Source organism: Kitasatospora sp. NPDC094019, assembly GCF_044764505.1.
GTDB lineage: Bacteria > Actinomycetota > Actinomycetes > Streptomycetales > Streptomycetaceae > Kitasatospora.
Genome location: NZ_JBIWIF010000005.1, coordinates 25,558 through 47,702, shown reverse-complemented (window position 1 = coordinate 47,702; position 22,145 = coordinate 25,558). Strand labels below are relative to the sequence as shown.

17 protein-coding genes are annotated in these 22,145 nt (G+C 74.0%); 3 read left to right on the top strand and 14 right to left on the bottom strand.

Features of this window, described 5'->3' with window-relative positions:
* Positions 1–144: 144 nt before the first annotated feature.
* Together ACIQ9P_RS12640 and paaI are read left to right on the top strand one after the other, a co-directional pair.
* Positions 145–1,596 (top strand): WGR domain-containing protein, encoded by a 1,452-nt coding sequence (locus ACIQ9P_RS12640; RefSeq protein WP_402354055.1) that lies wholly within the window; start codon positions 145–147, stop codon positions 1,594–1,596.
* Positions 1,597–1,821: 225 nt separating this feature from the next.
* On the top strand, positions 1,822–2,217 hold the full coding sequence (gene paaI, locus ACIQ9P_RS12635; protein WP_402354931.1) for a hydroxyphenylacetyl-CoA thioesterase PaaI: 396 nt from the start codon (positions 1,822–1,824) through the stop codon (positions 2,215–2,217).
* 65 nt (positions 2,218–2,282) lie between these two features.
* Here paaI and ACIQ9P_RS12630 read toward each other — a convergent pair whose 3' ends face one another.
* The 13 genes from ACIQ9P_RS12630 to ACIQ9P_RS12570 all read right to left on the bottom strand — a co-directional run bounded on the left by ACIQ9P_RS12630 (position 2,283) and on the right by ACIQ9P_RS12570 (position 19,328).
* Positions 2,283–3,536 (bottom strand): phenylacetate--CoA ligase family protein, encoded by a 1,254-nt coding sequence (locus tag ACIQ9P_RS12630; protein ID WP_402354052.1) that lies wholly within the window; start codon positions 3,534–3,536, stop codon positions 2,283–2,285.
* Between the two features lie 22 nt (positions 3,537–3,558).
* Complete coding sequence (locus tag ACIQ9P_RS12625; protein ID WP_402354049.1) at positions 3,559–4,425, bottom strand: SDR family NAD(P)-dependent oxidoreductase; 867 nt, start codon at positions 4,423–4,425, stop codon at positions 3,559–3,561.
* A complete protein-coding gene (locus ACIQ9P_RS12620; protein ID WP_402354046.1) occupies positions 4,422–5,717 on the bottom strand; it encodes an MFS transporter in 1,296 nt (431 codons plus the stop codon). Before ACIQ9P_RS12620 ends, ACIQ9P_RS12625 begins: the two co-directional genes overlap by 4 nt.
* Complete coding sequence (locus tag ACIQ9P_RS12615; protein WP_402354043.1) at positions 5,714–6,973, bottom strand: phenylacetate--CoA ligase family protein; 1,260 nt, start codon at positions 6,971–6,973, stop codon at positions 5,714–5,716. Before ACIQ9P_RS12615 ends, ACIQ9P_RS12620 begins: the two co-directional genes overlap by 4 nt.
* Entirely contained in the window at positions 6,970–8,064 is a 1,095-nt protein-coding gene (locus tag ACIQ9P_RS12610) for a RimK family alpha-L-glutamate ligase (protein WP_402354040.1), read from the bottom strand. Before ACIQ9P_RS12610 ends, ACIQ9P_RS12615 begins: the two co-directional genes overlap by 4 nt.
* A complete protein-coding gene (locus ACIQ9P_RS12605) occupies positions 8,061–9,605 on the bottom strand; it encodes a KamA family radical SAM protein (RefSeq protein WP_402354037.1) in 1,545 nt (514 codons plus the stop codon). The genes ACIQ9P_RS12610 and ACIQ9P_RS12605 overlap by 4 nt, the downstream gene beginning before the upstream one ends.
* Positions 9,606–9,612: 7 nt before the next feature.
* Positions 9,613–11,367, bottom strand: a complete 1,755-nt coding sequence (locus ACIQ9P_RS12600) for a class I adenylate-forming enzyme family protein (protein ID WP_402354034.1) — start codon at positions 11,365–11,367, stop codon at positions 9,613–9,615.
* 150 nt (positions 11,368–11,517) lie between these two features.
* Positions 11,518–12,972 carry a flavin monoamine oxidase family protein gene (locus tag ACIQ9P_RS12595; RefSeq protein ID WP_402354032.1) on the bottom strand — a complete coding sequence of 485 codons (1,455 nt, stop codon included), beginning with the start codon at positions 12,970–12,972 and terminating at the stop codon, positions 11,518–11,520.
* A 50-nt stretch (positions 12,973–13,022) separates the two neighbouring features.
* Positions 13,023–13,265 (bottom strand): phosphopantetheine-binding protein, encoded by a 243-nt coding sequence (locus tag ACIQ9P_RS12590; RefSeq protein WP_402354030.1) that lies wholly within the window; start codon positions 13,263–13,265, stop codon positions 13,023–13,025.
* Between the two features lie 271 nt (positions 13,266–13,536).
* The gene (locus ACIQ9P_RS12585; RefSeq protein WP_402354027.1) at positions 13,537–15,090 is read right to left on the bottom strand and encodes an amino acid adenylation domain-containing protein; all 1,554 of its coding nucleotides are present in this window, start codon (positions 15,088–15,090) and stop codon (positions 13,537–13,539) included.
* 643 nt (positions 15,091–15,733) lie between these two features.
* Positions 15,734–17,026, bottom strand: coding sequence for a serine hydrolase domain-containing protein (locus tag ACIQ9P_RS12580; protein ID WP_402354024.1), 1,293 nt, complete (start codon positions 17,024–17,026; stop codon positions 15,734–15,736).
* A 302-nt stretch (positions 17,027–17,328) separates the two neighbouring features.
* The gene (locus ACIQ9P_RS12575) at positions 17,329–18,393 is read right to left on the bottom strand and encodes a polyprenyl synthetase family protein (protein WP_402354929.1); all 1,065 of its coding nucleotides are present in this window, start codon (positions 18,391–18,393) and stop codon (positions 17,329–17,331) included.
* Positions 18,394–18,506: 113 nt separating this feature from the next.
* Positions 18,507–19,328 carry a class I SAM-dependent methyltransferase gene (locus ACIQ9P_RS12570; RefSeq protein ID WP_402354021.1) on the bottom strand — a complete coding sequence of 274 codons (822 nt, stop codon included), beginning with the start codon at positions 19,326–19,328 and terminating at the stop codon, positions 18,507–18,509.
* 255 nt (positions 19,329–19,583) lie between these two features.
* On the opposite strand from ACIQ9P_RS12570, the gene ACIQ9P_RS12565 reads away from it, so the two are divergent.
* Positions 19,584–20,498: a helix-turn-helix domain-containing protein gene (locus ACIQ9P_RS12565; protein ID WP_402354018.1), complete on the top strand. Its 915-nt coding sequence runs from the start codon at positions 19,584–19,586 to the stop codon at positions 20,496–20,498.
* A 562-nt stretch (positions 20,499–21,060) separates the two neighbouring features.
* Here ACIQ9P_RS12565 and ACIQ9P_RS12560 read toward each other — a convergent pair.
* The gene (locus tag ACIQ9P_RS12560; protein ID WP_402354015.1) at positions 21,061–22,089 is read right to left on the bottom strand and encodes a polyprenyl synthetase family protein; all 1,029 of its coding nucleotides are present in this window, start codon (positions 22,087–22,089) and stop codon (positions 21,061–21,063) included.
* Between the last annotated feature and the right edge of the window lie 56 nt (positions 22,090–22,145).

The following is a 22,145-nucleotide window of genomic DNA, read 5'->3' as shown; positions in this document are numbered from 1 at the left end:
GCGGTCCTCCCGGCGGTCGGGGACCGGGGCGGTCCCGCGGGGAGCGCTGTCGGTGTCTGGGGCTAGGTTCTGAGGTGTCGCCGGGCCCCGCGCCCGCAGCGCCGGAACACCCCGTCACGCCCGTGCCCGGAAGGGGCCCCCGCCATGTCAGCCACTGCCACCGACACGCAGTCGACGTACCTGGAGCTGTCCGAGGACAGCGGCAGCGCGCACAAGTTCTACGAGGTCCTGGTGGCCGGCGTGGACGTCACCATCACCTACGGGCGGATCGGCGAGAGCGGCCAGACGAAGACCACCGCCTACCCGACGCCGGAGAAGGCCGCGTCGGCCGCCGCCAAGAAGATCGGCGAGAAGGTCCGCAAGGGCTACGCCCCGGCGGTGCGCGGCGTGCGCGAGCGGCGGGCGGTGACGCGGCGGGCGATCGTCAGCACCCGTTCGACGGCCCGGCAGGCGCCGGTGCTGTGGCGGTTCCGTTCCGGCGCGGCGGCGTTCGGCATCTTCGTCGGCGAGGAGCACGCCTGGGTGGGCAACGAGAACGGCGACGTCTACACGCTGACCCACGACGGCGCGGTGACCGGCCGCTACGGGCTGCCGGACGGCGTCAAGTGCATCGTCGCCGACGACTGGTGGATCTACGCCGGCTGCGACAACGGCAAGGTCTACGACCTGGGCGGCAAGGTGCCGCGGGTGGCGTACGAGATAGCCGAGGACGTCGACATCTACTGGCTGGACATCCACGACGGCGTGCTCGGCGTGGCCGACGCGCGCGGCGGGATCACCACCGTCGACCACGAGGACGAGTTCCAGTGGCGGCGTTCGGCCGAGGGCACCGACGGCTGGATGGTGCGCTGCGACAACGACGGTGTGTACCACGGGCATTCGCGCGGCGTGAGCCGGTACGCGGCACGCGGCGGCGCCCCGGTCTGGCACACCCGCACCGAGGGCGACGTGCTGTTCGGCTGGCAGGAGCGGGAGGAGGTGTTCGCCGGCACGGGGCGCGGCTGGGTGCACCGGCTGCGCAAGGCGGACGGCTCGGAGGTGGCCCGCTACCGCTGCGACGCCGCGGTGTTCTCCTGCGCGGCCTCGCCCGACGGCCGGTACGTGTTCGCGGGCGACAACCACTCCTCGGTGTACTGCTTCGACGCCGACGGCACCCGGCTGTGGAAGCTCGGCACCGGCTGCGGCTCGGCGTACAGCATGCAGTACCGCGACGGCCGGCTGTACCTGGTGACCACGGACGGTTCGCTGGTCTGCCTGGACGCGAGCGAGACGGCCGTGCGCGCGGCCGAGGAGGGCACGCTGCCGCAGGCCGCCGAGGTGGACGGCAGCGGCTGGACGGCGGCGGTGGCCGGCGCGGAGATCGAGTCGGTGACGGTCGGTTCGGCGGGCGCCGCGGGCGGCATCGAGGTGGAGTGCGTGCAGGACGGCGCCCGGCTGCGGGTGCGGGTGGTGTCGCCGGGCTACGACGCGACCCGCCGGGTGCAGTTCCCGAAGGACATCCGGGTGCCCGGCGCGCGGTACCTGGTGGCGGAGGTACTGGAGTCCGGCAGCGGCTCGTTCTACCGCGCGCGGGGGGACATCAAGCGGCTGCTCTGAGTACTCCTGACGGACTTTCCGTTCCCGTCGGGAGACCGTTGACAGCCCGTCTCGGGCCTCGGTGTAATGCGGGTGCGATACGCACGCACGGCACACCGACCGACCGTTTCGGGCTGTTCCCGGGGAAAGCAGGGCGTCATGAGCGTGGACACCGTGACCGTCGGGAATTCCGCCGATTCCACCGATTCCACCGGGGCTGCGCAGGGTGCGGTCCCCGGTTCCCGGATGGCCGCGCTGTACGAGCGTGACCTGGCCTGCCAGGGCCTGGGGATCACCTTGGACGAGGTGTCCACCGGGCGGGCGTCGATGCGGATGACGGTGGCTCCGGCGATGGTGAACGGGCACGGCATCGCGCACGGCGGCTATCTGTTCCTGCTCGCCGACGCGGCGTTCTCCTACGCCTGCAACAGCTACGGTCCGGTGACGGTGGCGCAGGCCGCGCAGGTGACGTTCCTGGCGCCGGCGGCGGTCGGGGACGAACTCGTGGCGGAGGCGGTGGAACGCACGCGATCCGGGCGCACCGGCGTCTACGACGTGACGGTGCGGAACGCGGCGGAAAAGGTGATCGCGGAATTCCGCGGGCAGAGCGTGATGCTGGCCGGGCAGCCGCACACGGCTTGAGCGCGAAGTGCGGGGCGGGCCGGGGGAATTCACTCCCGGCCCGCCCGCGCACGACGGTCCGGTCGTCAGGCCGGCGGGCGCTCGTCGACGACCTGCTGGAGCTTGCCGGTGCGCGGGTTGGTGACCAGTTCGGCGCGGGGCACCCACTCCACCTCCAGGTCGTGGATCACCCCGGCCGCCACGTCGTCCGGGTAGAGCGGCCGGGCCCGGTACACCGCTTCGACCAGGGTCCCGGCCAGACCGGCCGGGGGCTCCTCGGTGTACCCGAGCCGCAGTACCAGCCCGTCCTTGCCGTCCCAGCGGCGCTGCACCATCTGCATCCCGGAGATCACCTGCTCCGGGTCGTGGGCGAGCAGGACGGCGCGGATCTCCTCGGTCGGCATCGCCACGGTGCCGACCCGGGCGCCCTCGACCGACCGCCCGACCAGCCGGAACCGGCCGCGCTCCAGGTCCACCCACTCGGCGCGGTCGCCGGTCGGGTAGCGCAGGATCGGCATCAGGGTGCGGAACAGGTTGGTGACCACCACCCTTCCGGGCACGCCGAGTTCGGTGATCGGCTCGCCGGTGACGTCGTCGACCAGTTCCACCACGGTCCGGTTCGGGAAGGCTTCGTGCACCCGGACGTCGTCGCCGGGCACCGGCGCGCCGACCAGGCCGGCGTCCACCGAGGCGTAGCCGATCGAGGCGACGGCCGCGTTGGGGAACGCGCGGGAGAGGATCGGCCGCAGGTCGGCGAAGAGCAGGTCCCCGCCGAACAGCAGGAGTTCGATCCGCTCGGCGACCTGCCCGTGCTTGACCAGGTGCTCGGCGACCGAGCTGAGCTTCATCGGCTCGCCGGCCAGCACGTCCACCCCGAAGTCGGAGATCAGCCCGGCGATGTAGGCGTCGGGCGCGGCGCCGACGGGCAGCCGGACGTTGTCCACCGGGGCGTGGTGCAGGGCGTTCTCGATGTAGAGGAAGCCGCCGTAGAGTTCGCCCGCCCAGAACAGGTTGGCGACCCGGTGACCGGGCTTGAGGCCGGCCTGGACCAGGCCCGCGCCGAAGGCGGTGACAGAGTCGGCGTGCTCGGTCCGCGACCAGGGCGAGAACTTGGGGACGCCGGTGGTGCCGCCGGTCTTGTAGACGCCGCCGTCCAGCAGCGGACCGGTCAGCAGGCGGTTGTCCGGCCAGGAGTTGGCGGCCCAGAACGCTGTCTGCTCGATCAGCGGCAGCTGCGAGAGGTGCTCGACCCGCTCCGGCAGGTCCCGGTAGAGGTCGGCGTAGAAGGGGGAGTTGCGGCGGGCGAAGTCGATCAGCTCGGGCAGGGGTTTGGCGGGCATGGGCTGGGCTCCTGAGGAAGGGTCATCTGGGGTCGGGGCGGCCGATCCAGGTGCGGGCGAGGGTCTGGACGGCCGAGCCGTCCGGGTCGGCGAGCTTCTGCGCCAGGTAGTCGGCGGCCCAGGCGTTGGTGGGCACCCGGAAGGCGGGCCGTTCGGCGCGCAGGGTGCGCACCACGACCTCGGCCACCTCCCGGGCCGGCTGTCCGGCGGCCTCCCAGCCCTGGCCGCCGACCCAGGCGAGGTAGTCGTCGAAGGTCGGCGCGTAGGGCCCGGAGGCGGCGCCGATGGTGCGGCGGTCGATGTCGGGGAAGATCCCGAACCGGGTGTCCGGCACGAAGCCGGGGACGACCACGGAGACCCGCACGCCGTGCGCGCCGGCCACCGGGGCGAGGCTCTCCATGAACCCCTCGACGGCGGCCTTGGCGGCGCAGTACGCCTCGTTGAACGGCTGGCCGACCACGCCGTGCACGCTGCCGACGGTGACCAGCCGGCCGCCGGAGGCGCGCAGCAGCGGCAGGGCGGCCCGGCTGACGGCGATCACGCCGAAGAAGTTCACCTCCAGGTTGGCCCGCAGCGCGGCGTCGGTGGACATCTCCAGGGTCGGGTCGGAGTTGGAGACGCCGGCGTTGTTCACCACCGCGTCCAGCCGCCCGTGGGTCGCGGCCACGCCGTCGACGCAGGCGGCGACGGAGGCGGGGTCGGTGACGTCGAGGCGGCGGACGTCCAGCTCGACCCCGGCCTCCCCGGCGGCCTTCCGCAGGTCCTCGGCGCGGTCCGGGTCGCGCAGGGTGGCCACGGTGGTGAACCCGGCCCGGGCGGCGGCCACGGCGGTGGCCAGGCCGATGCCGGAGGAGCAGCCGGTGACGAGCAGGACCTCGTTCGCGCTCACGGGGCGCTCTCCGTCAGCTCGGGCTCGGCGTCGGCCGGCCGGGACCCTGCCTCGCGGGCGGCGGCGTCCATCCGGCCCTGGATGCCGAGGGCGGGCAGGAAGGAGCAGGCGGCGAGCAGCGTGCCACCGGCCATCGTCCAGCGGGCCGCGTCCAGGATCCCCAGCGGGTCGGTGAGCGCGGACACGGCGAGGCCGCCGACCAGCGCGGCCAGTGGGATCACACCCCAGGTGACGGTGCGGAACGCCGCGTGCATCACGCCCTGGTGCTCGGCGGACATCCGGGACTGCCGGGTCGGCGCGCTGCACACGTTGATGCAGGACATGAAGAAGCCGTAGCAGCCCATGGTCACGGCGATCACGAGCACCGACGGCAGCGCGGGCGCGGCCAGCACGCCCAGCCCGACCAGGCAGTGCAGCAGCAGCGACCAGGCCAGGGTGCGGCCCAGGCCCAGCCGTTGGCTGATCCGGGGGGCGACCACGGCGCCGGTGAGCGCGCCGACCGCGCCCACCGACATGGCGGCGCCGAACTGGCCGACCGAGATGTCCAGGCCCCGGTAGGCGAGCACGGGCAGCACCGTGACGAAGATCGGCCCGCCGGAGTTGAGGGTGACGGCGGACAGCACCACCCGGCGCAGCACCGGGTCGGCCCAGTTCATCCGGAAGCCGATGGTCAGCCGCTCCCAGACGGTGCCCTCGACGACCGTGCGCTCGCCCCACGGCCGCATGTAGCGGAAGCAGGTGGCCGAGATCAGGTAGCTGGCGGCGTCCACCACCAGGGCGCCCACGCCGAGCGCGCTGTAGAGCCCGGCGGCGATCGAGGGACCGGCCACCTCGGCGACCGAGTTGCTGCCCTCCAGCCGGGAGTAGGCGCGCACCATCCGCTCCTCGGGGACCACCGCGGGGACGGCGATCAGGTACCCGACGTTGAAGAAGATGGTGGCGCCGCTGATCACGGCGACGCAGCCGAACAGCAGCGGGGTGGAGAGGAGATCCAGCCAGTGGGCGAGCGGGATCACCAGCACGGCGGCGAGCCGGAGCAGGTCGCAGACCAGCATGGTGCGGCGCTTGTCCCAGCGGTCCACCAGCACGCCGGCGACCGGGCCCAGCAGCGGGATGCCGAGGTACTGGGCCATCGCCACCACGCCGACCTGGAGCGGGGAGGCGTGCAGTACGAAGATCATCAGGGTGGGGACGACGAACACGGTGATCCGGTCGCCGACCACGCTGACGGTCTGGCCGGCCCAGAACAGGTTGAAGCCGCGCCCGAGGTCCTCCAGGTTCCGCCGCTTCACGAGGCCACCTCGGCTTCGGCGGCGGTGGCCTCGGTGGCGCGGACCACCAGGGAGGCGGTCTTGCCGGTGCGGTCGTTGCTGAGCAGCGCGTCGACGACCCGGACCGTCACCTGCTCGGGGTCGTGCTGGAACGCGGTGCTGAGGGTGAACGTCCCCGCCAGCAGCTCGGCCCGCAGCGCCGCCGGGTCCACCCCGGCGGCCGGGTCGGCCAGCAGCAGCACCTCCACCCCGGTGGCCCGGCCGCCGTCCTCGGTGACCACCACCTGGGCCCGGGAGACGCCCGGCTCCCGCTCGGCCCGGGCCACCAGCTCGTCCACGTGCAGGCCGAGGCCGCGCACCTGGACGACGTTGTCGCGCCGCCCCAGCACCCGCATCGCGGCGCCCGCCCGGCCGCACGGGCAACTGGTCAGCTCGCCCGCGTCGCCGGTGCGGTAGCGCAGCACCGGGTTGAGCATCTCGGGGTCGAGGGTGGTGAAGTCCAGCAGGCCGTCCGCACCGGCGTGCACCAGCTGGGTGGGCAGCGGGTGGAAGGTGTCGGCGGGGCAGTCGGGCGTGTTGGTGCCGACCACCCAGGTCTCGGTGGAGCCGAACATGCCCCAGCGCCGGGCCCCGGGCGCGACCGCCGCGAGGTCCTCCTCCAGTTGCGGCTGCCACGCCTCGCCCAGCCACAGCACCTTGCGCAGCGAGGGCAGCTTCAGCCCGGCCGCGCGGGCGTGCGCGAACCAGAGCCGCAGCACGCTCGGGGTGCCGCCGATCGCCGTCACCCCGCGGTCGGCGAGGAAGGCCAGCCAGTCGGGGTACTCCTCGCGGGTGATCGAACCGAGCGCGATCACCCGGCAGCCGGCCCGGTCGGCCAGCGCGGCGGCCAGGAAGTGCGCGCCCCACATCCGTCCGGCGCCCCAGGCGTTGGCGAACACGTCCTCGCGGTCGAGCACCGGCCAGTGCTCGTGCACCTCGGCCATGTAGAAGCCGGTCGGCGCGTAACCGACCTTGGGCGCGCCGGTGGAGCCGCCGCTCTGGAACAGCCAGGTGGCGGCCGTGCCGGAGCGGGGCTCCAGATGGGCGAGAGCGGTGTTCAGATCGTCCTTGAGCAGCGGCGGCAGCGCGGCCAGCTCGTCCAGGGTGCGCACTGCGGCCGGGCGGTCGGCGTAGCGCGGGGCGAGCGCGGGCACGGTCCGCAGCCGCTCCAGGGTGGCGGCGGCGACGGTCAGTCGCGGTTCGGCCGCGTCGGGCGGCAGGGAGAACGCGTCGGTCATCGGGTTTCCGATCGGGGGGCGGAGGTCGGGGCGCGGTGCGGGAGCGGTGACATGAGGTGGGCGGGGGCGGACGGCGTGCCGTTGGCGAGCCACTTGGCGTGGGCGTCCCGGTAGGCGGTGAACCTGGCCCGGACGATGTCGCGCTGCAGCGAGCGGTCCGGGTCGGTGAAGTCCGGGGCGATCACACCGTCCGGCTCCAGCTCCGAGAACCAGTACTTCTCGCCGTCGTACAGGAAGTCCACGCAGAAGAACGGGATCCGCAGCTTCTCGGCGAAGTAGGCGGTGGCCTCGGCGAGTTCGGGCGGGACCGGCGGGAACTCCATCGTCCCGCCCCGGCTGGCGTTGGCCACCGGCGAACCGGCCTCCGGCACCCGCCGCATCACCGCGTACGGCTCGCCGTTCACCACGTACACCCGGTAGTCGACGGTGCCGTCACCCAGGTACGGCTGGGCGACGAGGGTGGTGTCCCCGCCCTGGGCGAGGCTGGCCAGGCCCCGGATGTCCTCCGGGCCGCGGGCGAGGTTGATGCCCCCGCCGCCGCACCAGCCGGCGGGCTTGACGATCGCCGGGTAGGTGAGCCGGTCGAGCGCCACCTCGTACTGGTGCTTGGCGACGTCCCGGCCGGTGCCGATCCGGATCGACGGGATCGGCGGCACCGGCGAGTCGGCCAGGTGCAGCACGGTGGCGACCTTGTCGTTGCCGATCAGCGAGACGTACGGCGGGAACGGCAGGTAGAAGCCGGCCTGCTCCAGCACCGTGTACAGCGAGTACTGGTTGAAGATGTCCATCGACTGGTACGGCAGCGAGTACAGCGCGGTGACGAACAGGGTGTCCTGCGGGGTCACCGGCTCCTCGTCCACGTACACCACCGGACGGGCCGGGTCGCTGGCGTCCACGGTGACGGCGTCCGGGGAGTGCCGGCACCAGGAGAGGCCCAGTTCCCCGGCGATCTCCTCGTAGAGGTCCCAGAAGAAGTACCGCCACATCTCGGTGGTCCGGGTGGACTCGCGGTCGGGGAAGATCCAGCACATCCGGCGCAGCGGGGCGGCCTCCCGCGGGCCGTGCTCCTGCTGGTCGCTGCGGTTCGTCACCGGGCTGCTCCTTCCTGCGGGGCCGGTGCGGCGGCAGCGGCGCGCGCGGCCCGCTCCGTCCACCAGCGGCGGCCGGACTCGGGGAGGGTGTCCACCGGGTCGTAGTAGGGGTGGCGGCGCTCCAACGGGTCGTCGCCGGACGGCGCGGCGCCGCCGGAGCGGGCCTCCAGGGCCGTGCGGTAGTTCTTGGTCCAGTAGGAGATGCCGCGCTCGCGGTCGTACGCGACGGCCTGGTGCACCCAGCGCTTGCCGAGCCGCGGCACGTCGCAGACCAGGCGCGGGGTGGCGTAGCCGGGCAGGTAGCCCATGATCGCCTCCTGGAGGTACTGGGCCCGGTGGACGCTGGTGCGCCAGTGCTCGGCGTTGGGGATCATGTCGCAGAGGTAGAAGTAGTAGGGGAGGATGTTCGCCTCGCCCTGGAGGGCGAAGCAGAGGTCGAGCAGGTCCTCCGGGGTGTCGTTGACGCCCCGCATCAGCACGCCCTGGTTGCGCACGTCCCGCACGCCCGCGTCGAGCAGCGCCCGGGCCGCCTCGGCGACCAGCGGGGTCACCGAGCGCACGTGGTTGGCGTGGGTGTGCACGGCCAGGTTGACGGCGCGGGCGGCGGCGATCGTCGCCACCCGGTGCACGCCCTCCAGGACCTTCGGCTGGAGCCAGTGCTGCGGCAGGCCGACCACGGCCTTGCTGGCGAGCCGGATGTCGCGGACCGACTCCAGCTCCAGCAGCCGCTGCAGGAAGGACTCCAACTGCGGCCAGGGCACATTGGCGAGGTCGCCGCCGGAGACCACCACGTCGCGCACGGTCGGGGTCCGCTTGAGGTAGTCGAGCATCTGCTCCTGCCGGTCGGCCGGCCGCAGCACCAGCCGGGCCTTGGTGACCTGGGGCGTGGAGGTGCCGACGAGGTCCATCCGGGTGCAGTGCCCGCAGTACTGGGGGCAGGTGGAGACCAGTTCGGCCAGCACCTTGGTGGGGTAGCGGTGGGTGAGGCCCTCGACCACCCACATCTCGGCCTCGTGCAGCGAGTCGCGCTCGGCGTTCGGGTGGCTGGGCCAGCGCGGGTGCCGGTCGGCGAGCACGGGCAGCATGTAGCGGCGCACCGGGTCGGCCAGGAACGCGGCGGTGAACGCCGCCGGGGTGGTGGGGGCGTGTGCCGCCATGGTGTTGAGCAGCTGCGGCGGCAGCAGGATCGGCATGGTCGCGAACTCGGACTGGTCGGCGGCGAGTTGCTCGTAGAACTCGGGAGTGAGCAGATCGCCGACGACCGACCGGAGCTGGCGGGCGTTCTTGACGCAGTGCGCGCGCTGCCACTGGGCGTCGCGCCACTGGGCCTCGGTGACGTCGCGCCAGCCGGGAAGTCGGCGCCAGTCCGGCTCCACCAGCCGGGTCCGGACGTACTGGTACGGCTGTGGCTGTGGCTGTGGCTGTGGCTGTGGCTTCGGGGAGGGGGCGGGTGCGGCCGCGGGGTCGGGGTTCGGGAGGGTGGGCACGGTGGTCCTCGGCGCGGCGGGGGTGCGCGCGGGGGACACGAGGTGGTCGGTCATTCCCGTGCTACGCGGTGAAGAGGGTGGCGAAGCGGGTGCGCAGTTCGCGCTTGAGTACCTTGCCGGTCGGCCCGAGCGGGAACTCCGCCGCGGTTCGGGCGATCCGGACGGCGGCGAGCGCGGCCAGTCCGGCCCCGGCCAGGGCCTTGTTGGCGGCCTCCAACACCTCCTCGGCGGTCACGGACTCCGCCTCCTGCTGCAACTGAACGACGGCGACCGGGCGTTGCCCATCCCCGGCGGCCCCCGGCACGCCGATCACCGAGCAGTCCCGGACCAGTTCGGCGCAGTCCGCCAGCAGCACCTCCTCGACCGGCAGGCTGTAGACCGGCCCGGCCGAGGTGTCGATGACGTCCACCGTGCGGTCCAGGTGGTAGAACCGGCCCTCGGCGTCGCGGCGGGCGAGGTCCCCGGTCAGCCAGTAGCCCGCCAGTTCGAAGCTCTCGGTCAGCCGCGCGTTGTTCCAGTAGCCAGGGGTGCGCGAGGGCGAGTCGATCGCGAGCAGTCCGACCGTGCCGTCCGGCACTTCGTTGCCGTCCTGGTCCAGTACGGCGGCCCGGCGCACCACTTCGAGCGGCCTGCCGACGCAGCGGTCGTCGCGGACGCTCTCCGGTGTGGTGACCTGCCCGAACAGCGCCATGCCCATCTCGGAGGAGCCCAGGCCGTCGACGAACTGCGAACCGGGAAGCGCGGGTTGCTCGGCCCTCTCCCGCGGCAGCAGCCAGGGCCGGATCAGCCCGGCCGGGCGCTCGCCCAGTCGCACCAGTCGGCGGATGTGGCCGTAGTGCGCGCTGTCACCGGTGTTGAACCAGGAGTGCACCTTGGCCGCGCCCGCCACCGGCAGCTCACCGGTGGCGAGTTCGACGAAGGTCCGCGGGAAGGAGGCGACCATGGTGGGCCGGAACGCCTCCATCACCGGCTCGACCACCGAGCGGCGCCAGTCGGCCATCACCACGGTCGGCAGGCCGAGCAGGGTCGCGGTGAGGAAGTAGCTCAGGCCGCCGGCGTGGGTGTGCGGCATCAGCGACATCAGCCGGTCCTCCGGCTCCGCCGGAAAACGCACCATCCGCGGCTGCTTGCCGTCCCAGAACTGCCGGTGCGCCAGCATCGTCGACTTGGGCGTGCCGGTGGTGCCGGAGGAGTGGATCAGCGCCACCACGTCGTCCGCCGCGTGCCGGTACGGGTACTCGGCGGGCAGACCGTCGGAGGCGTCCGCGTCGAACGCCTGGACCTCGGCGGCCAGCGCGAGGAACCGCGGGCGGCGCTGCGGGTCCTGGCGGTAGGCGGCGGCGAGGCGGGTGGTGTCGTCGGCGACCACGCCGACCACGCCGACGTGGTTGAGGTAGCGCACCATCACGTCGTGCCGCATGGCGTCGTTGACCAGGGCCGGGACGGCGCCCAGCGCGGTGAGCGCGAGGAAGTGCAGCAGCGGCTCCAGGCCCTCGGCGATCACCACTGCCACCGGCTCGCCCGGACGGACGCCGTTCGCGTGGTACCAGGCGGCGTAGCGGTCGCGCAGCGCGGCGAGGTCCTGGAGGCTGTGGCCGCGCAGCACCACCGCGCCGCGGTGGTCGAGGTGGTGGCTGTAGGCGAAGGGGACCGCCCGGTTGGGGTTCACGGCGAGGGCGTGGTCGAGGAAGTTGCCGGCCCCGAGTTCCGGTTCGGCCATCAGCCGCTCGCGGGCGGCGAGCGGCGCGACCGGGGAGGGGGCGGTGGGCGCGGCGGTGGCCGGGCCGCTGTTCGGGGCGGGACTCTCGTCGCTCATGGCGGTCTCCTGAGGGGGGTGGCCCGCGGTTCTTGTGGAACGTGAGCGCGGGCTGAGTGGTGAGGGAGAGCAGGTGCGGGGGTGCGCGTGGGTGCCGGGGTGGTGGTGCCGGTGGTGCTGGTGGTGCGCTGGCGGAGGTACGGGTGCGGTTCAGGCTTCGGTGGCCGGATCCTCGGTGGCCGGGTTCTCCGTGGCCGGGTTCTCGGTGGTCCGTTCCCCGGCGCTCCGTTCCCCGGTGTCGAGGATCTCCGCGACGACCCGGTGGCCGGAGCGGATCGCGCCCTCCAGCAGGCCGAAGAACTCGGTACTGGTCTCGGTGCCGGCCCAGTGCACCCGGCCGTGCGGCGCGGTCAGCGCCGGGCCGAGCCGCGACCAGTCGCCGGGACCGAACAGGGCCGCGTAACACCCCTTGCTGTACGGCTCGTTCACCCAGTCGGTGCGGTGGAAGCCGATCGGCTCGGGCAGCATCGGGAACAGCGAGGCGGCCTGCGCGACGGCGGCCGCGCGCTGCTCCTCCGGACCCAGGGCCGCGTAGCGGTGCGCCTCCGCGCCGGTGACGAAGCCGGTGAGCACGCCGACCCGGGACCCTTCCGGAGCGTCGGCCGGCGAGTCGTCCACGGTGGAGAGCAGCGGGCCGCGGGCGTTCACCGACCAGCCGGAGAGCCCGTGGGCGCGCCAGACCGGCGCGGGGTAGACCAGGTTGACCTTGACCGCGCAGCCGCGTCCGGTCCGCTCGCCCGCGCGCGGGGCCGGCCGGACGGGCCGCAGGTCGAGTGCTTCGGCGAGCAGCGGCGGCAGCGCCACCACCGCGACCTCGGCCCGGTACACCGCGTCGGCCTCGGTGTGGACGGTGACGCCCTCGCCGTCCTGGACGACGGACCGGACCGGTTCGCCGAGCCGGACCGAGCCGGGCCGCCGTTCGGTCAGCCGGGCGGCGAGCCGCTCGCACAGCAGGTGCGCGCCGCCGGCGACCCGGTCCTCCTGGGCGCCGCCCTCGAAGGCGTTCAGGTAGCGCAGTCCGCCGCCGGAGCGCAGGTAGAAGGCCACGTGCAGGACGGAGACCTCGGCCGGGTCGGCGGCCATCATCTCGCCGAGGAAGAGCGGGAAGAACAGCCGGGCGTCCGGGTGGTCGAGCTGCTGCTCGGCCCACTCGGCGGCGGTGAGGGCGTCCAGCCGCTCGGCGTCCGGGGTGAGCCAGGGCGCCTCCGGGTCGACCTGGGCGGTGAGTTCGGCGAGCCGGTCGAACAGCTCGCCGAGCGCGACCGCGTTGAGCGGCGGGAACCGGCCGTCCCGGGTGGCGGGTTCGCCGTCCGTACCTCCTGCGTCCGGCGCGGGAGCGAGCGCGAACCGGCTCGCGCCGAGCATCGTGGTGGGCGTGGTGGCGAGTCCCAACTCCTTCATCATCGCGAGGAGTTCGGTGTGCTTGGAGCCGAGGTAGGCGGCGCCCGCGTCGATCCAGGCGCCGGGTGCGACCTCGATCCCGTGGGTGCGTCCGCCGACCCGGCCGCGCGCCTCCAGCACGGTGACCTCCACCCCGCGCGCCGCCAGCCCCTCGGCGGCGGTCAGACCGGCCAGGCCGGCGCCGATCACCACGGCGGAGGTCACCCGGGCGGGGCGGGTCCCGGGTGCGCGTTCGGTCCCCGGTGCGCGGCCGGTCATCCGGCGGCCGCGATCAGCTCGACCAGGCCGGCCGGGGTGGGCGCGAGCACGAAGTCCTCGAAGGACAGCTCGACGCCGTACGTGCGGGCGACCGCGCTCAGGACGCGGGTGGCGATGAGCGAGTCACCGCCCAGCAGGAAGAAGTCGGAGTCCGCGGCGACCTGGTCCGTCTCCAGGACGCGGCGGAAGATCGCCACCAGGCCGTCCGTGTCGGCGGGGGTGGTGTCTACGGTGCTCAACGGGGATCTCCTTTGACCATCGGGGTGCGGTGCGCCGGTGGGGCACCTGGTGCGGGGCCGGGGCCGGGGCGTACGGGTGGGCCCGGGCGGGGTGCGGCGAAGGGGTACGGCAGGGGCTACGACGGGTGGGGCGTGGCAGTGGGGTACGACGAGCGGGCGCGGCCGCGGCCCGGACCGCTCGGCGGCGCTGCCGGTGCGGATGGCACCGCCGTGGGTGGCACCCGCACGGGTGGTGGCGGCGGGGCGGGACGGCGCGGTGGTCGCCCGGTCGCTAGTGGTGCGCGGGTTCGGGCCGCGGGGCCCCGGCGCCGCGCGCGGAGTGGAGGCGGTGCGAACCGGCCCGGTCGACCTTGCCGCTCGCCGTCAGCACCAGCTCCGGTACGACGGTGATCCGGCTGGGCACCAGATGGCCCGGTACCCGGTCGCGCAGGTAGGTCCGGAGCTCGGCCCCCAGACTCTCGGCCGCCGTCGGCGCCGCTGACACCGCCGTTGCCGCCGCCGCGGTGCGCGGGACGACGTAGGCGACCAGCGCGGACCGGCCGGCCAGGGTCGTCCCCGTGACCGCGACCGCGTGCACACCCGGGTGCGCGGCGAGGTGCGCCTCGACCTCGGCCGGGTCGACCCGGATCCCGCGCACCTTGAACTCGCCGTCCAGGCGCCCCTGGTGGGTCAGCACACCGTCCGGCGCCCGGCTCACCCGGTCGCCGGTGCGGTACCAGCGCACGCCCTCGGCGTCCTCGGTGAAGCGGTCGGCGGTGGCCTCGGGCAGTCCGAGGTAGCCGAGTGCGACCGCCGGGCCGCCGACCAGCAACTCGCCCTGTGCGCTGATCCGTTCGTACACATGGGGCAGGGCGCGCCCGATCGGCACCCGGTCGCCCGCCGTCCACGGCCGGTCGCGGGCGGCCGCCAGTGGCCCGTGCAGGTCGACGGCATGGGTGATCAGGGTGGTCTCGGTGGACCCGTAGGTGTTGAGCAGCCGGATCCGCGCGGTGTCCAGGGCGGCCCAGTCGGCGAGCCGGGCCGGGCTCGCGGCCTCCCCGCCGATCACCAGCAGCCGGACGCACTCGGGCAGGGCGAGGCCCTCCTCGGCGAGGTGCAGGACCAGTTCGTGCCAGAACGCGGTGGGCAGGTCGAGCACGCCGATCCGCTCCTGCTCGATCAGCCGCAGGAAACGCGGGAACGAGCCGGAGTGGGCCTCGCGGTCGAGGACGAGCGCGGCACCGGTGGTGAGGGTCGGGAGGATCTCCTCGAAGCAGGTGTCCCAGTTCAGCGAGGCGAACTGCAGCACCCGGTCCTCGGCGGTGAGGCCGAACAGGGTGCGCAGCGAGTCGACCGAGGCGGAGATCGCCCGGCGCGGTGTGACCACGGGTTTCGGCTGCCCGGTCGAACCCGAGGTGAAGAGCAGGTAGGCCGGTCGCTCCGGGTCGGTCGGCGCCGGTCGCTCGGCGTGCTCCGTCCCGGACCGGTCCCCGGTGGTCGTTCCCGGTAACTCGACGACGCGTACGCCGGGTTGCGCGGTGTTCCGGCCGACCGCCGCCTCGCCGGGAGTCGTCCGGCCGACCGCCGTCCGGCAGCCGACCGCGGCCAGCATGTCCTGCCGCCGCTGCGGCGGGAACGCCGGGTCGACCGGGCAGTACGCCCCGCCGGCGGCGAGGATGCCGAGCAGGGCGACGACGGTGTCCGGCGTGTGGGTCGCCGGAACGGCCACCACGCCGGGTGCGGTACCGAGGCGGTGGGCCGAGGTACGTACCAACGCGTCGAGTTGGCGATAAGTCAGCGTGTCCCCGTGGTGGACGATCGCCGGTCGTTCGGGATATCGGCGCACGGTTTCCGTGAACGCGTCAATCAAGTCGGAACTGGCCCCGTGGATGCTGCGGTTATTTGTCATGCCCGCCCCAAAGAATGCCGTGCGAGCACTTGTTCGGTGCTCGGCGGACCGGGACTCTACCGGCCGGGACTGTGCACCCACAATGGCTGTTGGGGATGTCGCTCCAAGGATGTGTGGTTGACGTGTGAACGGGGCGAGGTCCGTCTCGGCGGTCCCCTGGGGTTCGAGTGACTGCGCACGGTGACGGAGCGCTCACTCGACGCGCCGGCATGACGGCGCCGTTCCCCGGAGAGATCGCACACTGTCCACTCGGCCGAGATTTCTCCGTGTCGCCGGAATCCCCGGCGCCGCCCGCCTTTTCGCCGGCGGGCGGGGGCCGGGCGGTCCGGTCGTTCCCGCTGCTCGCGGCCACCCGCCCCGGGTGGGGCAATTCTCCGACGAATTGACGGACAATCAGTTCGATCGGACCGGTCGGGAACAGATGGATCGTCCACCCGTCGACCGGGCGCCGTACTCCGGACCGCATCCGACCCGAAGTACACGTCGCACCGCTCCCGGCACCCGGCACGCCTTGCCCGACCGGGTCCCGCACGCCGACGGCCCGCCGCGAGGAGTCGCGGCGGGCCGTCGGTCCCCGGTGTCAGCGCAGCAGCTTGAGGGAGGTTCCGGTACCCCGGTCCTTCGCCGCCGGGGCGGCCGCCGCCGCGTCCGGACCGCATGCCGCCTTCACGAGCAGCGCGTTGATCGCGGCCCCGGTCCCGTCCGTCTCCGCGCCCTCCAGCACGTTGAACGAGAGGGCGAACTGCCGCGAGCCGTCCCGTGCCCCGAGCATGATCGTGTCGTAGCCGGGGATGCCGCCGGTGTGGCCCCACACCTCCCCGCACGGCAGGTCGTAGCGGATCAGGCCCAGCCCGTAGTGCGCGGCGATCATCGGCGCCGGGACGGCCGTCGTCATCTCGGCCAGCCGGGCGGGCGTCAGCAGCTTGCCACCGAACAGGGCGGCGTGGAAGCGGTCGAGGTCGGCGGTGGTCGAGATGCCGTTGCCGGCGGCGTCCGCGACGGTCGGGTTGATCCGGGTGACGTCCGCCGGTCCCTCCGGCAGCTGGACGTACCCGTGCGCGTGCGGGCCGGGGATCCGGGCGGAGGAGTTCGGGAACGTCGTGTCGTCGAGGTGCAGCGGTTCGACGATCCGGCGTTCCACCTCGCGCTGCCAGCTGCGCCCGGTGACCTTGCGGATGATCATGCCGGTGAGGATGTAGTTGGTGTTGGAGTAGTGCCAGCCCTGCCCGGGCTCGAAGTACGGCGCGTGCCCGACGCCGACGGAGACCAGTTCCTCCGGGCGGAAGTCCGTCCAGCGCCCCTCGGCCAGGTACGTCCGCAGGCTCGCCTCGTCGTGGTAGAGGAACCGCGGGTCCTCCAGATAGTCGAACAGGCCGCTGGTGTGCTGCAGCAGCTGCCGCAGGGTGATCGCGCCGCCGTTCGGCACCACGCCCGGCAGATACGTCTCCACCGGGTCGTCCAGCCGCAGCCGGCCCTCGTCGGCCAGCTGGAGGACGACCGTGGAGACGAAGGTCTTGGTCACGCTGCCGATCCGGAACCGGCTCTCGGCACGCACCGCGCGCCCGGAGTCCAGGTCGACGACCCCGGCGGCGCCGCGCCACGTCCGGCGGCCGGTCTCGCGGGACTCCCCGAGCGCGGCCGTCGCCCCGCCGCGCTCGACCAGCGCCCGCAGCTCCGGGCCCAGGTCGACGGCCGGTCGGGGCCGGTCGGCCTCCGCCCCGGTCGCTCCCGAGGTGGCGGGCACCCCGGCCCCCGCCGCCACCGCCGCAGTCGGGGCGAGCGCGGCGACCGTGGCCCCGGCCACCGCGACGGCGGCGAGCCGCAGGCCGAGCCGCTCGCGCCGACGCGTCCCGGCCCAGTGATTGGCGTTCATGGTGTTCCCTCCCGGACCCGACCCCCGGGCCCCAATGCCACGTTCGCATCCGCACCGCCCCACCCGCGTCGTCCTGCGGAAGGTCGTCGGCTGCCTCCGTACGACGGGCGGAGGTCCGCCCGCAGAGGTGTCGGGCGTCCTCCGAAATCGGCTTCAGGGGGCTTGACCCGGCCCCGTGCGCAGGCAGCGGCGCCGGGCCCGGCCGGGGAGGCGGCCCGGGCCCGCTACTGCGTGGGGAGCAGTTCCGGCGCGGCTCCCCGCCCGGCGGTCGGCCGCCTCCGGTCCGGGGGCGGCCGACCGGCCTACGGCCGGACCACGTTCGCGAGCGGCAGGCCCTCGAAGAAGGCCACCGCCTCCTCGCGCCAGTGCGGGCGCCAGTCCGCGGCCTCGGCGGCGGCCGTCTCGGCGCGGTGGCGCATGGCGGCCCGGAGCCTGCGGTCCACGCCCAACCGCCGGGCCAGCTCGCGGATCCGCTCGACCGTCGCGGCGGAGCAGTGCGGGTCGCCGAGCGCGGACTCGACCAGGGCGCGCTGCTCCTCGTCGGCGGCCGCGAGCAGCGCGGTCACGGCGTAACTGCGGCGGCCGGCCCGGAGGTCGGCGCCGGTGGACTTGCCGGTGCTGTCCTCGTCGCCGAAGAGGTCGAGGTAGTCGTCCCGCAGCTGGCCGCCGACGCCGACCGGGACCGCGTAGCGGCGCAGCCTCGCGTCGTGGGCGGCGAGGTCCTCGCCGGCGGCCAGCAGCCCCAGCCGCAGCGGGGCGAGCACGGAGTACCGGGTGGACTTGTACTCGCAGACGGTGTGCAGGAAGTCCTCGTCGGGGAGCGGCCGCAGGTCGCGTTCGAGATCGGCGATCTGGCCGGCGACCGTCTCGGCGCCGGTGTCCAGCTGCACCTCCAGCATCGCCTGGCGCAGTTCGGCGGGGGCGTCCGACTCCAGCAGGACCCGCATCGAGAGGAAGGCGGCGAGGTCCCCGGCCAGGACGGCCAGGCCGAGCGCGGTGCGGTCCGCGGTCGGGAACTCCTGGCGGTAGGCGTAGTAGGTGGACGGGCCGCCGCGCCGCAGGGGCGCGTCGTCGATGATGTCGTCGTGGACGAGCCCGTGCGTCTGCAGCAGTTCGATGCTCAGCGCGGCCTCGGTCAGGCCGGGCACCGGGCCGGTGGTTACCAGCCGGGCGGCCTCGTACAGCAGGGCGACCCGCAGCCGCTTGCCCCCGCGCAGCGAGAGCGCGCGCAGCAGTTCCAGGCAGCGCGGGGTGAAGCGGCTGAGCGGCGGGGTGTCGAGGCGCTCCGGCAGAGTGTCGAAGTACGCCGCGAAGCGGAGGTCGAACCGTCGCCGGTGCCCGGCGGCCCGTTCGCGGGCGGCGGCCATGATCGTCTCGTTCACACCCCCACCCTCGCATTCGCCCGCCGCACCGCCCCGGCCGCCCCGGCGGGTGCTGCCGGTGGCGCGGGCCGCCTCCCCCGGGGGCGGCCCGGCGGGTGTTACGGCGTGGCGGTCAACTCGGCGACGGCGTAGGGACGGTGGCCGAGGAGGAGGGGGCGGAGCACGGCCGCGGCGATCCGTTGGGCGGGGCCGATGCGTTCCATCACCGGGTGTTCGGCGGCGGCCTTCCAGCCGGGGGCGAGGGCCGCGAGACCGGGGCTGCTGCGGGCGCCGGAGCGGAAGCGGGCGCCGGTGGCGCGGGAGATGGGGTGGAGGCCGCTGAGGGCGATCCACGGGTGGAAGAAGTCGGCGGCGAGGCGGGTGCCGGGGCCGAGGTGGCGGCGGACGTCGGTGAGGAAGCCGGCGACCTCGGAGGGGGAGAGGTACATGAGGACCCCTTCCGCGACGACCAGGGTCGGGCCGGTCCCGGCTTCGACGCCCTCGGTCCAGTCCGGTGCGGTGAGCGAGGCCGGGTGGACCAGGGCGCGGCTGTCGGGCAGGAGCCGACGGCGCAGTTCCACCACCTCGGGGACGTCCACGCCGAGCCAGCGGATGCCGTCGGGCACGCTGTCGGCGAGCCGTTCGTCGCGGGTGCAGAGGCCGATGCCGACGGACAGGACGGTGCCGGTGGGGTGGGTGTGGGCGAAGCGCCGGGTGATCGCGTCGAGGACGATGGCCCGGTGGACGGAGCCGACGGCGTTGGAGCGGTCGGTCAGCACCTCGGAGTCCTTGAAGCCGGTCTCCCGGAGCACCCGGGTGGCCCCCGGGTCGCTGAACTCGGTGCCGGGGAGCAGTTGTTTCGCGTGGGCCCGGCCGTAGAGGGGGGTGAGCAGGGTCATCGCCACACCGCTCAGGCCGTGCACGGGGGAGTCATCTGACATAAGGTTAGGCTTACCTAAGTCGAGGTGCCGGTCAAGTGGCCGGATCGCCCCGGTGCGACGCGTGGGGCCGATGGCGCCGGCCCCACGCGTCGGTCCTGTCCGTCGATTCGTCGGCGAACCGTCCAGCCGATTCCGGAAGGGTCCGTACCACCTGGGCGGACCGCGCCGTTCGGCGTTCGCGCCGGTCCGACCTCATGGCATCGTGGACACGTCAAGGCTTCTCCTTGTCTCTGTCCCTGCGATGCGGGAGCGCCCATGGAACGCGGCAGCGGAACACCGGACCTCGTCGACGGCGAGTGCGAAATGGCGTACGGCGCGGCCCGGCCGAGACTGCGCGAGTACGTGCTCGGCTACCGGGGCTACCGGCTGGAGTCCGACCGGCCCCGCCGCCGCCTCGAAGTACCCACCGACGTGGTGACCCTGACGGTCGGCTTCGACGGCTCGCTGCGGCTCACCGACGCCGTCGCCACCGCCGACACCGCCTCCTTCGGCTCGGTCCTCGCCGGGCTGCGCCGCACCGCCACCGTCGCCGAGCACAGCGGCCGGCTGCACGGCCTCGCCGTCTCCCTCACCCCCCAGGGCGCGTACCGGATCCTCGGGCCCGCGCTCGGCGACCTGGACGGCCGGTGGATCGAGGCGGGCGCGGCCTTCCCCGGCCGGGGCCCGCGCGAACTCGTCGACCGGCTACGGGAGTCACCGACCTGGACGGAGCGGTTCGCCCTGCTGGACGCCTACTTCGACGCGCGGTTCGCGGACGGGCGGATCTGGGACCCTTCGGTGAGCTGGGCCTGGGAACGGCTCCGCGCCTCGCACGGGCGGACCTCGGTGCGCGCGCTGGTGGAGGGCACCGGCTGGAGCCGCCGGAGGCTGGAGCAGCGCTTCCGCGAACACCTCGGCCTGGCCCCCAAGCAGGCCGCCGACATTCTCCGCCTCCAGCGCGCCCTGCTGGCCTACGAGCGGCGGCCCGGCTGGGGCGGAGCCCGGATCGCCGACCACTGCGGCTACTACGACCAGGCCCATCTGGTGCACTCCTTCCGGGCCATGGTCGGCTGCCCGCCGACCGTGTTCTTCGCCTCCCGCCGGGCCGGGCGGGCGCCCGAGCCGACCGACCGCCTGGCGGACCGGGTGACGACCGCGATCGAGTTCGCCGACGGCGGCCCGGGCCGCTGACCGGAGTGCGCATTTTTACAAGCCCGGCCCGCCGCCCCTGCGGGATCCTGATCCGACGGGGCGGCATCGGGGGAGCCGCTCCGCGACCGTGGAGGACGAGTCCTCGCGCCGCCGGGCGGCGGACTCGGGAGTGGGAAGTCGGCCTGATCGACTTCCCACTCCGCTCCCGCCGGTCCCCTCCTTGCCCCCTCCCGTTCCCGGTCCCGCGTTCCACGGCCATGGCACGCGGCGGCCGACCCGGCCCGCGTGCGGCGCGCCCCACCGTGCCGTGCGGGAGTCCTCGCCCAGCGGTCCCCCGATCGCAGACCCCGGGCCGAGGGCGACTCCACCGTCCGCGCGGGAAGCCGGCCCGCCCGACCTCCCGCGCGGACGGGAAGCCCCGGACCGCCGCTAGGGCGCGTTTGCAAATTCCCGCCGGGTCCGCGACGCCGGGCATCCCGGCTGGACGCACGCCCGAATCGCCCAAGTACGACCCAGTACGAGGACGATTCGAGCGCACGCCCAGCCGGGCGCCCAACGCCGCGGCCTGGTCCGACGCGAATTTGCAAACACGCCCTAGCCCTCAGTCCCGGACGCCCAGCAGGAACTCCGGGTAGAGGTTCACCGTTCGGTCGACCAGCCCGTGCAGCCCCGCGACGTACTCGTCCACCCCGCCGGCCTCGTCGATGCTCGCGTGCAGTCCGTCGATCAGTGGCCTGATGACCGCTGCGAATGCCCGCAGCCGGCTCGGCTCGGTCAGCCGCGCCGCGAACTCCTCCCGGGCGGCCGCGGAGTCCGCGCACCCGATGAGCAGCTTCTCCGCCACCGCGCGTTCCGGCTCGGGCAGCGAGTTCAGATACTGCACCACCATGAAGGTGGCGGTCCCGTTGCGAAGGTCCTCGTACCGTCCCGAGGCGATGTCCCGGTGGTCGTTGACCAGTTGCCGCAGGACGCCGAACCGCGCGCCGAGGTCGCGCCACGTGTCCACGCGCGCCTCGTCGCACCCGGCCAGCACCGCGCCGATCGCCGCGGCCATGGCGTACGGGGCGCCGGTCTTTCCCAGGTAACCGGCCATGACCTCGTCGGCGGTCGCCGTCGCCGCGGTCGCCGTGAGGTCCGTGAGCTGCCCGGCTATCGCCCGGTGCCAGCTGCGCGACAGCTCCTGGCGCAGCCGCAGCGCCCGCTCCGGGTCGTCGGGGCACGCCTCGTCGAGCACCTCGGCCGCCAGGTGGCAGGCGATCCCGATCACGGCGAGCAGGTCCTGGTCCGCGCTGTCGGTGTCGGCCGCGGCGGACGGCCGGGGCCCGGCGTCGGACAGGTCGTCCAGGTAGCGGGCCGAGACCCACCACAGCACGTGCACCACTGCGGCGGGCTCGGCCGGCGCCGGGTCGCCGGAGTGCGTCCCGTGCACCAGGAACGGCAGTGCGACGATTCCGTCCACGGCCGGCCCCGAGCCGCGCCCGGCGATCCGGTCCAGGAAGCCGTTCAGGGCCCGTCCCATCGCGCGGTCGGCGGCCGCGTCGGGACCGGCCGAGCCGATCAGCCGCTCACCCGTGCCGCGCAGCCGCCGCAGCACGGCGTCCGAACTCCAGGTGGATGGGCTTGCCGTCATGGTGTCCTCCGTGTGAATGCCCGGGCGCTTGAATTCGTTCAAAGAGTCGAGAATCG

Coding starts and splice junctions, on each gene's coding strand:
- ACIQ9P_RS12600 (WP_402354034.1), bottom strand. CDS start 11,367: ATGAGCGACGAGAGTCCCGCCCCGAACAGCGGCCCGGCCACCGCCGCG.
- ACIQ9P_RS12615 (WP_402354043.1), bottom strand. CDS start 6,973: ATGACCGACGCGTTCTCCCTGCCGCCCGACGCGGCCGAACCGCGACTG.
- ACIQ9P_RS12580 (WP_402354024.1), bottom strand. CDS start 17,026: ATGAACGCCAATCACTGGGCCGGGACGCGTCGGCGCGAGCGGCTCGGC.
- ACIQ9P_RS12570 (WP_402354021.1), bottom strand. CDS start 19,328: ATGTCAGATGACTCCCCCGTGCACGGCCTGAGCGGTGTGGCGATGACC.
- ACIQ9P_RS12560 (WP_402354015.1), bottom strand. CDS start 22,089: ATGACGGCAAGCCCATCCACCTGGAGTTCGGACGCCGTGCTGCGGCGG.
- paaI (WP_402354931.1), top strand. CDS start 1,822: ATGGCCGCGCTGTACGAGCGTGACCTGGCCTGCCAGGGCCTGGGGATC.
- ACIQ9P_RS12630 (WP_402354052.1), bottom strand. CDS start 3,536: ATGCCCGCCAAACCCCTGCCCGAGCTGATCGACTTCGCCCGCCGCAAC.
- ACIQ9P_RS12565 (WP_402354018.1), top strand. CDS start 19,584: ATGGAACGCGGCAGCGGAACACCGGACCTCGTCGACGGCGAGTGCGAA.
- ACIQ9P_RS12575 (WP_402354929.1), bottom strand. CDS start 18,393: ATGGCCGCCGCCCGCGAACGGGCCGCCGGGCACCGGCGACGGTTCGAC.
- ACIQ9P_RS12605 (WP_402354037.1), bottom strand. CDS start 9,605: ATGACCGACCACCTCGTGTCCCCCGCGCGCACCCCCGCCGCGCCGAGG.
- ACIQ9P_RS12640 (WP_402354055.1), top strand. CDS start 145: ATGTCAGCCACTGCCACCGACACGCAGTCGACGTACCTGGAGCTGTCC.